The organism is Massilia putida (assembly GCF_001941825.1).
Taxonomy (GTDB): Bacteria; Pseudomonadota; Gammaproteobacteria; order Burkholderiales; family Burkholderiaceae_D; genus Telluria; species Telluria putida.
Genome location: NZ_CP019038.1, coordinates 1,115,594 through 1,131,643 on the forward strand (window position 1 = coordinate 1,115,594; position 16,050 = coordinate 1,131,643).

Consider the following 16,050-nt stretch of genomic DNA (forward strand, 5'->3'; position numbering starts at 1 on the left):
GGTCAGCCCTGCTCGGGCGCCGTCGCCGACCCCGGCGGCGTGATCGGCAGGCGGATCGTAAACACCGTGCCGACGCCCGGCTTCGAGGCGACCTCGATGCGGCCGCCGTGCTTGTTGACGATGCTGTACGACAGCGACAGGCCGAGGCCCGTCCCGCTGCCGACCGGCTTGGTCGTGAAGAACGGTTCGAACACGCGCTTGAGGTTTTCCGGCGCGATGCCGCAACCGTTGTCGCTGATCCGCACCCACACCCAGCCCTCCTGGGTGCCCGTCGCGATCGTGATCACGCCGCGGCTCTGGATGGCTTGAGCGGCGTTGACGAGCAGGTTCATGAACACCTGGTTCAGCTGCGACGCCAGGCACTTGATCTCGGGTAGCTTGCCGTAGAGCTTTTCGACCGTGGCCTTGTACTTGATTTCGTTGGCGACGATGTTCAAGGTCGTGTCGAGGCCCGCGTGCACGTCCGCGTACTGCCAGTCCGTGAGGCCGACGTGGGAAAAATCCTTGAGTGCCTGGACGATATCCTTCACGCGCTTGAGGCCGTCCATCGACTCGCTCACCAGGTCGGCGATGTCGTCCTTGAGATAACCGAGGTCGGCCTCGCGGCTGATCGCCTCGATCTCCGCCGCCAGCGCCGAGCCGGGCGCCGCCTTGTTCACCGCCTCGCTGTACGAGTCCACCACCTGCAGCAGCGTGCCGACGTAGTGCTTCAGCGTCCCCATGTTCGAATTGACGAAGCCGATCGGATTGTTGATCTCGTGCGCCACGCCCGCCGCCAGCTGGCCGATCGACGCCATCTTTTCCGATTGCAGCAGCTGGTCGTGCGCCTCGCTCAGGCGCGCGATCAGTTGCTGCTGTTCCTGTTCCATGTGCTTGCGCACGGTGATGTCGGTCAGCGAGCCGATGACCTCGACCGGAGCGCCGCGGTCGTCGCAGATCAGGCGCAGGCGGTCGTGCATCCACAGGAATTCGCCGCTGGCCGTGCGGAACCGGTATTCGTACGTCTTTTCGCCGTCCACGAACAGCTGGGCCAGGCTGGAAAAGATGTTCGGCGCGTCGTCCGGGTGGATGTGGTCGAACCAGAAGTTCGGATCCGCCAGCATCTCTTCCGGCCGATAGCCGAGGACGTTGTACGCATTATTGCTCACGAACGTCATCTTGAAGTCGCCGCTGGGCACGGTGGCGTAGATGATGGCCGGCGTGTTGTCGATCAGGTATTGCAGCCGGACCAGCGGCGACGCGGCATCGCCCGTCGCTGGCGCGGGGCTCGACGACAATGATTCGAAAACTTCAAATTCCATGGCGGTGGCTCGACATAAGGCGGTAGGCCTATTATCCGTAGGAAATGCCTGGAAATGGTGCTTTGTTAAAACTCTTATACGCAAGAGTTTCGGTCACTATCGCCTGATTACAACACTTCCGATGAACCGATGTCGGACGAGCCTCGCCGAACCCGTGCGCGGACGCCGCACGAACGGCGCGCGCGCACGGTGCCGTGCTTACTGCTGCTGGCTGTCCAGGGTGATCCGGGTCGGCGCCAGGCCGTCGGCGCTGGCCGTCAGGGTCAGCTTGCCGGGTTCGCCCGCGCGGGTCTTCACGATGGCCAGCGCGAGGCCGTTGAACGCGCGGCGCTCGGGCGACTGGAACGATTCCAGGTCCGTCGCGTCGCCGTTGTCCGTCGCGACGATCTCGCCCGGTCCGGACAGCTTGAACGTGATCCGGTCGTGCGAGCGCGGCACCGGCCGGCCGTCCTTGTCGGCGATGGTGACGGTCACGAACGACAGATCGTGGCCGTCCGCATGCAGCCTGGCGCGGTCCGCCGATACGAGCAGCCTGGCCGGCTGGCCGGTCGTCGCGACGGTGTCCTCGGCCCAGCGCCTGCCCTTCTTGTAGACGACGGCTTTCAGCGTGCCGGGCTGGTAGACCACGTCGTCCCAGCGCAGGCGGTAGTCGCGCGGGCCCCGTTTCTTCCGGCCGAGCGATTTACCGTTCAGGAACAGCTCCGCCTCGTCGCCGGACGTGTACAGGTGCACCGGCGTCACCTGGCCCACGCGCTCCGGCCAGTTCCAGTGCGGCAGCAGGTGCGCCATCGGCAGGTCCGGGCGCCAGCGGGCCTGGTACAGCCAGAAGCGGTCCTTCTTGAAACCGGCCAGGTCGATGATGCCGAAGTACGAGCTGCGCGACGGCATCGCGATCTTCTTCAGCGTCGCCAGTTCTTGCGCGGCGCGCTGCTGCTGGGCGGGATCGGTGAAGTTCAGCAGGTTCGTCGTGTCGTCGTTGTAGGGCGTCGGCTCGCCCAGGTAGTCGAAGCCGGTCCACACGAATTCGCCGGCGACGGACGGGTTGTCGTCCTGGCCCTTGAATTCGACGTCGGGCGACGTCGCCCACGGCGGTGCAGTGAGGTCGTAGCTGCTGACCTGGAAGTTGGCCGCGCCTTTCGATTTGTCGTCGCTGACGGGGAAGAAGTATTCGCCGCGCGAGCTGATCGTCGATGCCGTCTCGCTGCCGAAGATCGGGATATGCGGCGCGTACGCATGAAACTTGCCGTACTCGCCCGGCTTGTAGTTGTAGCCGAAGAAGTCGACGACGTTCTGGAAGCCGTTATAGCCCGAGTCGACGTGGTTGTACGCGGACGTGACGGCGCGCGTGCGGTCTTCGCCGCGCACGATCTCCGCCAGGTGCGCGGCCAGCTTCCAGCCTTCCGGCTTGCCCTGCTCCGGAATCTCGTTGCCGGTGCTCCAGGCGATCACGCTCGGGTGGTTGCGGTCGCGCCGGACCTGCGCGCGCAGGTCCTTCTCGTGCCATTCGTCGAACGACAGGTGGTAGTCGTTCGGCGTCTTCGCCTCATGCCACATGTCGAATGCCTCGTCCAGCACGACGAAGCCCAAGCGGTCGGCGAGGTCGAGCAATTCGGGCGCCGGCGGATTGTGGCTCGTGCGGATCGCGTTCGTGCCCATCTCGCGCAGCAGTTCCAGCTGGCGTTCCAGCGCGCGCACATTGATGGCCGTGCCCAGCGCGCCCAGGTCGTGGTGCATGCACACGCCGTTCAACGGCACGCGCTGGCCGTTCAGGACGAAGCCGCGCGCCGCATCGAAGACGGCGGTGCGGATGCCGAACGGCGTCTCGACCACGTCGGTGACCTTTCCGTTGTCCGTGACCGTCGTGACGGCCACATAGCGCTGCGGGCTCGCGATGCTCCACAGGCGCGGCTGCGGCACGCTCAAGGTCTGCGTGATCTGGGCCTGGCGGTCGGTCACCACCTTGGCCGGCGCGGACGCCGCCTGGCGCGCGACCGGGCTTGCTCCGCGCTTGCCCGCCGCGTCGAGCAGGTAGATCTCGGTCGCGACTTGGACCTTGGCAGCCTGGCGGTCGCTCTCCACCGTCGTCTGCACCGAGACGGTCGCGGACTGCTTCGACACCTGCGGCGTCGTCACGAACGTGCCGTACTGGGCCACGTGCACGGGCGCCGTCTTGACGAGCCAGACGTTGCGGTAGATGCCGCCGCCCGGATACCAGCGCGACGAATCCGGCGGATTGTCGAGGCGGATCGCCACGACGTTGTCGCCGCCCGGCTTCGCGTACGGCGTCAGGTCGACGCGCCACGACGCGTAACCGTACGGCCACCCGCCCACGTAATGGCCGTTGACCCAGACGGCGGCGTGCGACATCGCGCCGTCGATGTCCAGGTAGACGCGGCGGCCCGCGTCGGCGGCCGGCAACGTGAAGTGCTTGCGGTACCAGCCCACGCCCCACCACGGCAGCTTGCCCGTCTCGCCTGGATACGCCTGCTTGAACGGCCCTTCGATGCCCCAGTCGTGCGGCAGGTCGAGCTTGCGCCAGGCGGCGTCGTCGAAGCCCGGTTGCGCGGCGGGGAGCGCCGTCGCCGGGTTCTTGATGCGCGCGTCGTCGAGCTGGCCGCTGCCGGCGGGATCGCCTTTCGCGAAACGCCAGTCGGCGTCGAACGAAAGACGTTCGCGCACGGGCACGTCGGCCGCTTGCGCCGCGCCACACAGCAAGGCGACGCCGATTGCGATGGTGGAGAGTGAACGGGGGATCAGGGTCATGGTCGCGGGATCGGTCAACGATATCGAACGGGGAAACCTCAAGTATGAGCCACGTCTTCCGCGCCCAGCTATATGAATTGGCCGGGCCGGTATCCAAAAGCGCGATAGCACGCCGTCAGGTCGAGACGGCCCCCGGCTTCGATTCGAATTCGGCGAACGCTTCGCGCACCGCCTCGTCCAGCTCCTCGTCGATCCACGGCTTGGTGAGGAACTTGAAGATCGCGCCCCGGTTCACGGCATCCGTCACCGATTGCAGGTCCGTGTACCCCGACAGCACGATGCGCACCGCGTTCGGATACATCTGCTTCACGCGGGCGAGGAATTCGGTGCCGCTCATGCCGCGCATGCGCTGGTCGCAGACGATGACGCCGACTTCCGTCGTGGCGAGGATCTCGAACGCCTCGCGTGCGCTGCTGGCGACCAGCACGCGGTAGCCGCTCTGGCGCATGGCGCGCCGGACCGCCGCCAGCAGGTTCACTTCATCGTCGACATACAACAGCGTGCGCTGGTAAGGCTGCGGCTGCAGCTTTTCCAGCGCGATCGATTTTTCCTCGCGCAGCATGCGCGCGCAGTCGTCGGCGGGCGCGGGCCGCCCGAACAGATAGCCCTGGATCTCGTCGCAGCCACTCTGCGCCAGCAGCGCCAGCTGCCCTTCCGTCTCCACCCCTTCCGCGATCACGTGGAGCCTGAGGCCATGCCCCATCGCGATCACGGCGCGCGAGATCGCCAGGTCGTCCGGGTCCGACGTCAGGTCGCGCACGAACGACTGGTCGAGCTTGAGCCGGTCGACCGGGAAGCGCTTCAGGTAATTCAGGTTCGAATACCCGGTGCCGAAATCGTCGATGGCCAGGCGCACGCCGATCTCCCGCAGCTTGCACAGGATGTCGACGGTCTTCTGCGGGTCTTCCATCGACGCGCTTTCCGTCAGCTCCAGTTCGAGCAGCTCCGGTTCGAGCCCGGTCTCGGCGAGGATGCGGCCGACCGTGTCCACGACCCGTTCCGAGAACTGGCGCGCCGACAGGTTGACCGAGACCGGCACGCCGCGCAGGCCGGCCTGCTGCCATGCGCGGCATTGTTCGCACGCCTTGCGCAGCACGCGCTCGCCGATCGACAGGATCAGGCCCGTCTCTTCCGCCAGCCCGATGAAGCGGCCCGGCGGAATCAGGCCCTGCTCCGGATGCTGCCAGCGCAGCAGCGCTTCGAACCCGATGATGCGCCCGGTCTTGAGGCTCGCCTGCGGCTGGTAGTAGACGGTCAGCTCGTCGCGCTCGAGCGCGCGCCGCAAGGCGTTCTCGAAGCGGAAGCGCTCGTACACGCCGTCGTTCAGTTCCGGGCGATAGAAGGCGTAGCGCTCGTCCTTGCTGGCCAGGGCGCGCTGCAGCGCGGCCTCGGCATCCTGCGTGAGGCCGTCGTAGTCGTCGGCGTCGTTCGGGAACAGCGCGATGCCGACGCACGGGTCCAGGTGGACTTCCTCGTCCTGGTACATGTAGATCTGGTCCATCCGCTCCAGTACCTGGCGCGCCAGCGCGGCCAGTTCCGCCTCGTTCGCGCGCAACGCGACGAGCGCGAACGTGCGCTCGCCCGTGCGCGCGACGGTGAGGTCGGCGTCGCCGAGTTCGGAGAGGCGGGCCGCCGCCTGGCGCAGCAGCGCCTGTTCGGCTTCCAGCCCGAGGCTGGCCCGGATCACCTGCAGGCGCGTCATGCGCACCAGCATGTAGCCGAGCAGCGGTTTGCCCTCGATGACGCGGGCCTGCATCTGGCGCACGCGGTCGCGCAGCAGCACGTCGTTCGGCAGACCGGTCTCGCGGTCGAAGTTGGAGAGGTAGCGCAGCTTTTCCTCGGCGCGGCGCAGCTCCGTCACGTCCATCCCCGTCGTGACCACGTATTGCACGCTGCCGTCGGCGCGGCGCAGCATCGTCGACGACCAGATCACCGAACGCACGCTGCCGTCGCGGGCGAGCCATTCGCCGCTCTGCTGCACCGGCACGGCGCCGGCCGGCGACGCGTTGAAGTCCACGGGGGCGTTGTCGGTGCGGCGGAACAGGTCGCGGAACGGCCGGCCCAGCACCTCGTCCGCGCGCCAGCCCGAGCTCTGTTCGCAGGCCGGGTTGAACAGGCGGATATTGCCGTCGCCGTCGAACACGCAGACGAGCGCCCCGGACAGATTCACCACGGCCGACAGCAGCGCGCGTTCCGACTCCAGCGCGGCCGTGCGCTCGTCCACCAGCCGCTCCATGTTCCCGTACAGGTGCGCGCGCTCGATGGCGACGGCGATCTGGCTGCCGACCGTCTCCAGCACCTGCCGGTCGTCGTCGGCGAGCGGCCGCTCGCCGAGCGTCAGGCACATCATCCCGCGGCTGCGCACGCCGGTCGACAGCGGCACGCGCAGGCTCGGCTCACCGCGGCACATGGCGCGCGCGACGCCCGCCGGCTGTCCCGGCTCCGCCGTCACGGCGCACTCGCACGGCGCCACCGGGGCGCCGGTGGCGTCGCGCGCGACGGCGAACGCCGGACGGCCGTCGAGCCCGATCAGCCGGATCGTGGCCCCCGTCACGCCCGGCAGATCCAGCACGCGGTCGAGCGCGCGCTCGGCCACGTCCTGCTCGGACAGCACCGGATTGATCGCCTCGGCGACGCGGTACAGGCCTTCGAGCGACTGGTACGAATGCTTGATGCGCTCCTGCTGGGTGCGCAGCTGCTCCGTCATGTGGATCGCTTCTTCGTACGTCGAGATCAGCAGGTCGAAGATCTGCTGCCGTTCCGCCGTGATGAAATGGGTCTGCCCGCCGAGGCTGATCTTCATCCCCAGCTGCACCCGCTCGTTCGAGCGCAGCGCGCGGTTGGCGAGGATGAAGCGGATGCGGCCCAGCAGATAGTCGGCCTCGAACGGCTTGCGGATGAAATTGTCGGCGCCGCAGTCCAGGCCCTTGATCACGTCGTACAGGCTGGAGAGGGACGTGAGCAGGATCACCGGCACGTCGCGCAAGCGCTCGTCCTGCTTGATCGCCTTGCACATCTCGAAGCCGTCCATGCGCGGCATGTTTATGTCGGTCACGACCAGGGTCGGCGGACGCTGTCGGGCTTCCTCCAGGCCCGCGCGCCCGTCGACGGCGATGCGCACGCCATAGCCCGCATTTGCCAACAGTTGCGCCAGCTGGCGGGCCTGGGTGGCGCTGTCCTCCACCACCAGGATCTCGATGTCGTTCTCGTTAGCGGGAGACGTGTTCATGGAGGGTCTCCATTCGTTGAAAAAACCGTGGACGGAAACGGCTCGGCCGGCAGGCGCGCCAGCACCTTGCCGATTTCCGCCGGTTCGAGCACCAGCATCGCAGCATCGAGGCGCAGGGCTTCGCCGGGCATGCCGTACACGACGGCGCTGGCGCGGTCCTGCGCGATCGTGAGCGCGCCCTGCTCGCGCAATACCTTGAGTTCGGCCGCGCCGTCCTTGCCCATGCCGGTCAGGAGGACGGCCGCCGTGGCCGGGCGCAGTTCCGGATCGATGGCGCGGAACAGGTAGGACACGGACGGGCGCATGCCGTGTTCCGGGGGCGCCTGCAGGAGCCGGCCGATCAGCCCCGGCCCCAGCGCCGCCTGCCAGCCCTCGGGCACCAGGTAGGCGCGCCCGCCCGTGAGCGCCGCGCCGTCGTGCAGCACTTCCACCGGGTAGCCGCTGGCATCGGCCAGCCATGTGGCCAGGCCGTCCATGAAGCCGGGCGCGAGGTGCTGGACGATCACCACCGGCAGCGGAAAGCCGGGCGGCAGTTCGGCCAGGATGTCGCGCAGGACGGTCGGCCCGCCCGTCGACGCGCCGATCGCGATCAGGCGCCGCGGCGCCCCCTGCAGCGGCCGCGCCGCGCGCCGCGCATCGCTCCAGCGCCGCACGACGCGCACCTCGGCCATCGCCTTCACGGTGCGCACCAGCTCGCGGGCGCTGTCGGCGTGCAGCGGATGGCCGATGCCGTACGGGCGCCGCACGAGCACCAGCGCGCCCGCCCCGATCGCGCGGAAGCTCGCGTCGACCTCGGCCCGGTCCTCGCTGCCGCTGACGACGACGATGCGCGTGGGGCACGTCTGCATGATGCAGCGGATCGCCTCGTAGCCGTCCATGCGCGGCATCTGCAGGTCCATCGTGATCACGTCCGGCTTGAGTTCGTGCGCCATCCGCACCGCTTCCTCGCCGTCGGCGGCGCACCCGACCACCGCCAGCCCCGGCGCCGTACCGAGGATGTGCACGAGCAGCTCGCGCACCGAATTCGAATCGTCGACCACCAGCACGCGGATCATGGCGCCTCCATCCCGGCGACGCGGCGCACCGTCGCCAGCAGGCGGTCCTGGTCGAAGCTGCCCTTGGTGAAATAGGCGTCGGCGCCGGCGCGCAGGCCGGCCTCGCGCTGTTCCGGCGTCTGCAGCGACGTCACCAGGATCACCGGCAGCTCGGCGGTCGCCGGGTTGGCGCGGATGCTGGCGGTGAGCGCCAGGCCGTCCATATTCGGCATTTCCACGTCGCTCACCACCGCGTCGTAGCGGCCGGCGCGCAGCCGCGACAGCGCGTCCAGACCGTCCTCCGCCGTGTCGACGCTGCAGCCGGCGCCTTCCAGGATGTGCTTGAGCAGCAGGCGCGACGTGACGGAGTCCTCGACGACGAGCACGCGCCGCGGTCCGGGCGCGGCGACAGGCGCGGCGGGTGCGGCGGACGCGCCCGCGAACCCGCGGCCGGCGATGTCCTCCAGCGCCAGCACGGGCGCCAGCGTCCCGTCGCCCAGCTGCGCCGCGCCGCTGAACCAGCGCACCCGGCGCAGCAGCGGGCCGAAACTCTTCGGCAGCAGGTCCTGCTCGGCGACGATGGCGTCGACCAGCATGCCGAACGCCTGCCCGGCCGCGCTCGCGACGAGCACCACGCCCCGCCCCCGCGCCTCGTCCGCCGCCCGGGCCGGTTTCGCCGTGCCGAACAGCGCGGCGAGGCGCACAAGCGGCAGCACGCGCGTCCCGGCCAGCACGGTCTCGCGGCCCTCGACCGTCCGGATGTCGGCCTGGGCTTCGCTGCGCACCGCTTCGAGGCCCGTCAGCGGCACCGCGTAGCGCGCGCCCGCGACCTCCACGACGAGCGCGCGCAGGTTCGCCACGCCGACCGGCAGCAACAGTTCGAACGTGGCGCCGGCCCCCGGCATCGTGGCGACGACGAGCTGCCCGCCGTTGGCCGCCACCTTGTCGGCCACGATGGCCAGCCCCATCCCCCGTCCCGACACGTGGGTGACCTCGGACCGGGTCGACACGCCGGCGCGCAGCGCCAGCTGCAGGCGCTGCTGCTCGCTCATCTGCGCCAGCTCGGCGTCCGGCAGGCCCGTGCGCCGGACCGCCGCCTGTGCCAGGGCCGCCGTATCGATGCCGGCGCCGTCGTCGTCGATCCGCACCGACACCATGCGCGCGTCGCGCTGCGTCACCGCGATCGCGATGCGCCCGGCGGGATCCTTCCCCGCCGCCTTGCGCTGCGCGGGCGTCTCGATGCCGTGGTCGACGGCGTTGGTGACGAGGTGGATGAGCGCTTCGCGCACGACGCCGAGCACGCGGCGGTCGATGTCCACGTCCGCGCCCCGCATCTCGAGCCGCACCTCCTTGCCGTGGCCGCGCGCCAGGTTGCGCACGAGCGCGGGCAATTCGTTCAGCGCGGCGGCGGACGGCACCAGCGCGGTTTCCAGCGCCGCGTCGAACAGGCGCGCGCGCACGCCGTGCAGCTCCCTGCCAGTGTGTTCCAGCGACGAGGCCAGCCGGGTGCACGCCAGCTCGATACGTACGCCGTCGTCGCTGCTGCCGCGTGCCGGGTCTTCGCGCCGGCGCGTCGCGATGTCGGCGGCCAGCGCGCGCAATTCCTCGACGTGGTGGCGCACCTTGAGTTCGACCGGCAACAGCGCCTCCACATGGGTGCGGATCGCATCGATGCAGCGGCCGTCGATGCGGATCCGTTCACCGGTGCCGTCGTCCGCGCCGTCGTCCGGCCCCGCGCCTGGCTCGGGCTCGGGCTCGGGCTCGGGCTCGGGCTGGGACCCGGGGGTCCCGGGCATGGGGAAGCCGGGCGCCGGGGCGGCGTCCGGCGGCGCGGACGCTTGCGCCAGCAGCGCGCGCGCCACGGCATCGACCTGCTCCGCCAGCATGCCCGCCACCTTGCGGCTGCGCAGGCCGGGCGCGTCGACGACCTGGCGCGCGGCGGCGGCGGCCTTGTGCAGCAGGTCGAACTGTTCGGCCGTCGCGTGCACGCCCGACTCGCGCGCGGCGGCCAGCACGCTTTCCAGCGCGTGGCACAGGTATTCCAGTTCGAGCTCGTCGACGGTGCGCGCCGCGCCCTTGAGCGTATGCAGCACCTTCAGGACCCGCTCCAGCAGCGCGTCGCGCTGGGGTTCGGGCGCCTGTTCGAGCGCGACCAGCCCGACGTCGATCTGCGCCAGGTGTTCGCGCGCCTCCTCGTTGAAGATGCCGCGCAATCTTTGCAGGAACTGCTCGTCGGTCATCGCGGTATCAGAGCTGGAAACGTTCCACGGTCTGGCGCAGCGACAGCCCCAGCGCATGCAGGTTGCGGGCCGACGCCTCCGCCTGGCGCGAGCCGGCCGCGTTTTCCGTACTGGCCTGCTGGATGTTTTCCATCGCCAGCGCCACCTGGTCCATGCCGGCCTGCTGCTGCTGGCTCGACACGGCGATCTGCATCGCCGCCTGCGCCGCCTCCGTCATGGTGTCCGACAGCGCGCGGATCGCCTGCCCCGCCTGCGTCGTCTGCTCGACGCCTTGCGCCACCGTCTTCGCGCCCTGCTCCGTGATCATCACGGCCGCGCCGACGCTCTTCTGGATCTCGCCCAGGATCTCGCGTACCTGACGCGTGGCCTGGCGCGACTGCTCCGCCAGGCTCTTGACTTCCTGCGCCACCACGGCGAATCCCTTGCCGTGTTCCCCGGCCTTGGCCGCCTCGATCGCCGCGTTCACGGCCAACAGGTTCGATTGCTCGGCGAGGCTGGCGACGGTCGCCGTGATCTCGCCGATCGCGTGGCTGCGCTCGGAGAGGCGCACGACCGTGCCCGCGATCGCCTCCATTTTTTCCTGGATGGTCTGCATGCCCTTCACGCTCTCTTCCAGCGCGCGGCGGCCGTCGGTGGCGGTCCGCGCCGCCTGCTGCGCCGCCTCGGACACGGCGCGCGATTTTTCCGACGCCAGCAGCGACGTCTGCTTGACCTCCTCGACGGTGGCCGTCGTCTCGCTGACGGCGGCCGCCGTCTCGGCCGTGCTGGCCGCCCCCTGCGCGGTGCTGGACAAGATCTCGCTCGCGGCCGCGGTCAGCGTGGCGACGCCGCGCGCGGTCTCGGCGGCCAGTACCCGCCACGATTGCACCATGCTGTCCAGCGCGCGCATCAGCTGCCCGACCTCGTCGCGGTTGCTCGTCACCGGCACGCCGCCGCGCAGATCGCCGGTCGCGATGCGTTCGGCGACGAGCGTCGCCTCGCGCAGCGGCCTGGCGATCGCACGGTTGAGCCAGTACGTCTTCGCGCAGGCCAGCAGGACGGCCGCCAGGTTCACCAGGATCAGCGCCGCGCCGGCGCTGTCCACGAGCGCCGCGCCGTCGCGCATGCGCGCGCGCGCCTCGTCGAGCTGCTTGGCGCCGATCTCCTCGGCGACGGACCTGAGCCGGTCGAACGTGTTCTGCAGCTGCCCGGTCGCCGCCTCCCCGGCGCTCGCGCGCCGTCCCGCGCGGGCCGACGCGAGCACCTCGTTGTCGCGCACGGCGCCGTACTCGCGGTAGGCGCCGGCCAGGCGCGCGTAATCGGAGGCGAAGTCGCGGTCGGACTGCGCGCGTGCGGCCAGGTCGGCGAGCAGAGCGCGGATCGCGGACTCCTCGACGACTAGCTGGCGTTCGAAGCCCGCCTGCGCTGCGCCGCCGGCGACCAGCGACGACAGCAGGGCCACCCGCTCGCGGTTGATCGCATTGCGCAGTTCCTGCATCTTGAACACGATCACCAGGTCGTCGTTGTACAGCTGTTGCTGCAACGCCCGCTGGCGCGCGAGGCCCTGCCACGACACCATGCTGGTCAGCGCCATCGCCACGACGATCACGCCGAAACCGAGTATCAGTTTCGCGCGGGTGGTAAGGTCGGCAAGCATGCGCATGGAAGTCTCCTATCGTTGTCAGTGGTCCGCATTCACGACGAGCGTCGGATCGGCAAGCAGGCGCCGCGCGTCGAGCAGCGCGGTGCGGTCGGGGGCGACGCCGAGCAGGTAGCTGGCGTCCGGGTCGGCCAGCATGGGCAGGCTGTGCCCCATGTCGGCATGCGCGAAGCGGCGTGTGCCGTCGATCGCGTCGGCCAGGACGGCAAACCGGTTGTCCTCGCCCCGCAGCACGATCAGCGCGCCGGGTTCGGCCAGTTCCGACAACGGCAGGGCAAGCAGCACGCGCAGGTCGACCACGGCCAGCAACTCGCCTTCCCACATCGCGATGCCGGCGACGTGGGAAGGCACGCCCGGGAGCAAGGTCAGGGGCAGCAGCGGCAGCGCGCGCGCGACCCATGCCGAGTCGAACGCATAGCGCTCGCCGCCGCAGCGGAAGGCCAGCACCTCCACGCCGTCGGCCGGCCGTTCGACCGGCGCGGCGGCGGCGGCCAGCGCGGCGGCGCGCTCGGCGAGCAGGCGTTCCTGGGCCGCCGGGTCGGGGCGGTCGAGCGCGGCCAGCGCGGCGCGCGCCGCTTCCAGCCGGCGCGACAAGGCTTCCCAATCGAAGGCGGACGTCATGACGCGCGCTCCATCCATTGCCTGAGGGCGCCGCGCAGTTCGGCGTCGGCACCTGGCGCGAGGCGGCCGAATTCGCGCAGCAGGATGCGCGCGCGCGGCCGCCGGCCCGCGGCGTCCTCGATCAGCGCGGACAGGTAATGGCCGATCGCGCTGTCGGGTTCGAGGTACAGCAGGCGCCGGACGCATTGGCGCGCCAGCGCGCGGTCGTCGTGTTCGAGCGCGAACAGCGCGGCGTCCTGCTGCAGCGGCGCCGACAACGCGTCGGCCTCGACGGCGCGCCGCAGGCCTTGCAGCGCCTCCTCGCGCCGGCCCGCGTCCGCCAGCGCGTGCACGCGCGCCATCGCGTCGTCGCGCCGCGGCGCCGGCGCGGGTGTGGGCGCGAATGCGGGCGCGGGTGCGGGCGCGGGTTCCGGCGCCGGCGTGAAGGCCACCGGCGCGGCGGCAGGCGCCTTGGCCGGCACGTCCGCGGGCGCCGGCAGCGCGCTCTTGCGGAAGAACACCGCGTCCTCCTGGTACACGGGCGTGAAACCGGCGAACAGCGACGTCGACGCTTCGCTCGCGTTGACCACGAGCCAGCCGCCGTCGACGAGGCAATCGCGCATGCGGGCGATCACGCGCCTGGCCTGCTCCTGGCCGAAATACATGAGCACATTGCGGCAGAAAATGACGTCCTGCGCGGGCGTGCCCGTCGCGCTGGACGGATACGCGCCGGACGCGAGATTCAGGCTGGCGAAGCGGACCGCCGCGCGCAGCTGCGGATCGATCTCGAAGCGGCCGTCGCCGAGCGGCCGGAAGAATTCGTCGAGGTCGGCCGGATCGGTGCGACGGAACGACCAGCGCCGGTACCTGCCGGCGCGGGCGAAGTCGAGGAAGGCGTCGTTCAGGTCGGTCGCGAGGATCGTCACGCCGTCGGGAAGGAGCCGGGGCGCGCAGCGGCGCAGCGTCATCGCGATCGAATACGGTTCCTCGCCCGTGCAGCAGCCGGCGCTCCAGATGCGCAGCAACCGGGTCTCGCCGCGCGCCAGGTGCGCGCGCGCGACGTCGCACACCAGGTCGAGGGCGCGCGGCTCGCGGAAGAAATAAGTCTCGCCGATGGTGAGAAAACGCGCGCACAGGGCGCTGCGGGCGGCGTCCCACGGACCGGCCAGCAGCCACGACGCGCACGCCGCCGCGCCGGGCAGGCCGAGCGCCTCGGCCATCCGGCCCAGGGCGGCATCGAACTGCCGGCGCCGGGTACCGGGGAATGTCAGTCCCGTCTCGGCCTCGACGCGCTGTGCGGCCAGCGCCAGCACATCCGTTGCCGGCACGCCCGTGGCCGGCACGCCCGTGGCCGGCACGCCCGTGGCCGGCAAGGTGGGGTCAGTGCCGATCACCGGCAGCTCCCGCCAGCGCCTGCGTCAGTTGCTCCCGTTCATGATCGAACAGGAAGCGGGCCGGCTCGACGATCAGGCACAGTCCGTCTTCCAGATGCAGTGCGCCGTCGACGAATCGGGCCTGGCCCGCCTCGGCCGGCCAAGCGGCGGCAGGCGGCGCAATGCCCGGGCCGACGATGCTGTCGACGACGAGTGCGCACGGGAAACCGTTCGATTCGACGATGAGAAATTGTTGAGAGGGTGTGATGACCGTCGGGCCGCCACACGCGCGGCGGGCGAAATCGAGGACGGTCACGGTCTCGCCGCCCACGTCGAGCACACCGAGGACGATGTCCGATGCTCCCGGCAACGGCACCGGCCGGGCGCTGAGCACGGCCCGCCGCACGGACGCCAGCGGCACGGCGAAACGCTGTCCCCAGCAGATGAACTCGAGGACTTGCAGTCTTGCCTGGGATACATCAACGGCAGCCGCTTCGGGCGCGAAAGCGGAGGAATTCATGGTGCACTCCTGTTCATGCGATATCAGGCGACCGCTGGCATTTGTCACATGAGTCTGATCCTAGCGGACCTTTGCGTCGCCGTCACAGCCGGGCCCGTGTGAGTCGGCGTACGGGACATGCCCCGGATTCACGCGCCGGGCGCGCTATGCTGCGGATTTCACGAAGTTTCCAGCTTTACATCGCAAATGAACGCATATACACGCTTCATAAGCGAAATATTTTGTCACAAATTAAACGACATGCGTTATCGATAAAATGTTGCGCAAAATTGACAGTTCTTGGCTGCAGTTATGATTTTCGTTGGAATCGTTCAGGCTTCCAGGTGGCTCAGCTTGCCCAGGCAGCGGCGCTGGAAGCTGTCCAGGCCATCCGTCACGAGCGCATCGTCCTCGCCGACGACGCCGGCGTCGAGCAGCAGGCGCAGCTTGGCGATCCGGTCGCCCAGGTCGAGCGCCTGCGCCAGGTGGGAGCCGTCCGGATCGCCCGCCTGTTCGATCGCTCCGGTGACCTCCGCCGGAAATTCCCAATGGCGCGCGATGCCGGCCGACATCTGGCGCCCGCAGGCCAGCAATTCGATGCCGAAGTCGGTGGAGCCCGGCACGGTGCCGTTCTGGCACAAACGGTCGGCCAGCCGGAATGCGACGATCAGGCCGACGTTCTGCATCAGGCCGGCCAGATACGCTTCGAACACGTCGGCGGTGAGGCCGGGCGCGACGAGGCTCGCGGCCAGCGCGCAGCGCTCGGACTGGCCCCAGACGTGCGGCGCGGCCTTTTTCGAGAAGCCTTCGGCCTGCATCTTGATGACGGGGCGGAATGCGACGCGGGCCAGCAGCATGCGCAAGCCGTTATGGCCGAGCATCATGATGGCGGCCTCGACCGTTTTTACCTGCGTCATCGGGCGGTAGTACGCGCTGTTGGCTTCGCGGATCACTTCCGCCACGAGCACGACGTCCTGCACGACGAGGCGCGACAGTTCCGAGGCGGAGACGTCTTCCTCGGCCAGGCTTTGCAACAGTTTGGGAATCACTTCCGGCACGCGCGGCACCAGTTCGGCCGCGTCGCCGGGACGGGCCGCCAGCGCGCGGACCTGGTCGAGGATCGCGGTCTCCACCTCGGCCGGCGCGTCGAACCGGGCGGACCCGGTCAACCAGCGGTAGTAGGCGGCGTCGATGTCATGGCTGATGCGCTCCGCCTGCTGTTCCTGCTCCTGGGCACTGGCCGCAGCCACCGCGGCCTGTTTGCCGCCGCCGTCCGCGCCACCCACTAAACGAGAAAAAAAGCCCATGAGATGTCTCCGCGGCGTTTAAAGAAAATTCCCTGATGCAACACATCTTACCCCTCAAACATTGA

General features: G+C 69.6%; 10 protein-coding genes. All 10 read right to left on the reverse strand.

Annotation, left to right across the window (positions count from 1 at the left end; translation table 11 throughout):
• Window positions 1-2: 2 nt before the first annotated feature.
• A complete protein-coding gene (locus BVG12_RS07260) occupies window positions 3-1,301 on the reverse strand; it encodes an ATP-binding protein (RefSeq protein WP_075791852.1) in 1,299 nt (432 codons plus the stop codon).
• Window positions 1,302-1,499: 198 nt separating this feature from the next.
• Complete coding sequence (gene galB / locus BVG12_RS07265) at window positions 1,500-4,064, reverse strand: beta-galactosidase GalB (protein WP_075796247.1); 2,565 nt, start codon at window positions 4,062-4,064, stop codon at window positions 1,500-1,502.
• Between the two features lie 115 nt (window positions 4,065-4,179).
• Entirely contained in the window at window positions 4,180-7,293 is a 3,114-nt protein-coding gene (locus BVG12_RS07270) for an EAL domain-containing protein (protein WP_075791853.1), read from the reverse strand.
• Entirely contained in the window at window positions 7,290-8,348 is a 1,059-nt protein-coding gene (locus BVG12_RS07275) for a chemotaxis protein CheB (RefSeq protein WP_075791854.1), read from the reverse strand. The genes BVG12_RS07270 and BVG12_RS07275 overlap by 4 nt, the downstream gene beginning before the upstream one ends.
• Entirely contained in the window at window positions 8,345-10,567 is a 2,223-nt protein-coding gene (locus BVG12_RS07280; RefSeq protein WP_075791855.1) for a hybrid sensor histidine kinase/response regulator, read from the reverse strand. Before BVG12_RS07280 ends, BVG12_RS07275 begins: the two co-directional genes overlap by 4 nt.
• Window positions 10,568-10,574: 7 nt before the next feature.
• A complete protein-coding gene (locus BVG12_RS07285; protein ID WP_075791856.1) occupies window positions 10,575-12,209 on the reverse strand; it encodes a methyl-accepting chemotaxis protein in 1,635 nt (544 codons plus the stop codon).
• An 18-nt stretch (window positions 12,210-12,227) separates the two neighbouring features.
• The gene (locus tag BVG12_RS07290; RefSeq protein WP_156895564.1) at window positions 12,228-12,827 is read right to left on the reverse strand and encodes a chemotaxis protein CheW; all 600 of its coding nucleotides are present in this window, start codon (window positions 12,825-12,827) and stop codon (window positions 12,228-12,230) included.
• Window positions 12,824-14,200, reverse strand: coding sequence for a CheR family methyltransferase (locus tag BVG12_RS07295; RefSeq protein WP_156895565.1), 1,377 nt, complete (start codon window positions 14,198-14,200; stop codon window positions 12,824-12,826). Before BVG12_RS07295 ends, BVG12_RS07290 begins: the two co-directional genes overlap by 4 nt.
• Window positions 14,187-14,699 carry a chemotaxis protein CheW gene (locus tag BVG12_RS07300; protein ID WP_075791859.1) on the reverse strand — a complete coding sequence of 171 codons (513 nt, stop codon included), beginning with the start codon at window positions 14,697-14,699 and terminating at the stop codon, window positions 14,187-14,189. The genes BVG12_RS07295 and BVG12_RS07300 overlap by 14 nt, the downstream gene beginning before the upstream one ends.
• Before the next feature lie 311 nt (window positions 14,700-15,010).
• Window positions 15,011-15,985, reverse strand: a complete 975-nt coding sequence (locus BVG12_RS07305) for an HDOD domain-containing protein (RefSeq protein ID WP_075791860.1) — start codon at window positions 15,983-15,985, stop codon at window positions 15,011-15,013.
• Between the last annotated feature and the right edge of the window lie 65 nt (window positions 15,986-16,050).

What these genes read in the sequence shown, in the direction of transcription:
- BVG12_RS07260 (WP_075791852.1), bottom strand. Translation starts at nt 1,301, where the DNA reads ATGGAATTTGAAGTTTTCGAATCATTGTCGTCGAGCCCCGCGCCAGCG.
- galB (WP_075796247.1), bottom strand. Translation starts at nt 4,064, where the DNA reads ATGACCCTGATCCCCCGTTCACTCTCCACCATCGCAATCGGCGTCGCC.
- BVG12_RS07270 (WP_075791853.1), bottom strand. Translation starts at nt 7,293, where the DNA reads ATGAACACGTCTCCCGCTAACGAGAACGACATCGAGATCCTGGTGGTG.
- BVG12_RS07275 (WP_075791854.1), bottom strand. Translation starts at nt 8,348, where the DNA reads ATGATCCGCGTGCTGGTGGTCGACGATTCGAATTCGGTGCGCGAGCTG.
- BVG12_RS07280 (WP_075791855.1), bottom strand. Translation starts at nt 10,567, where the DNA reads ATGACCGACGAGCAGTTCCTGCAAAGATTGCGCGGCATCTTCAACGAG.
- BVG12_RS07285 (WP_075791856.1), bottom strand. Translation starts at nt 12,209, where the DNA reads ATGCGCATGCTTGCCGACCTTACCACCCGCGCGAAACTGATACTCGGT.
- BVG12_RS07290 (WP_156895564.1), bottom strand. Translation starts at nt 12,827, where the DNA reads ATGACGTCCGCCTTCGATTGGGAAGCCTTGTCGCGCCGGCTGGAAGCG.
- BVG12_RS07300 (WP_075791859.1), bottom strand. Translation starts at nt 14,699, where the DNA reads ATGAATTCCTCCGCTTTCGCGCCCGAAGCGGCTGCCGTTGATGTATCC.
- BVG12_RS07305 (WP_075791860.1), bottom strand. Translation starts at nt 15,985, where the DNA reads ATGGGCTTTTTTTCTCGTTTAGTGGGTGGCGCGGACGGCGGCGGCAAA.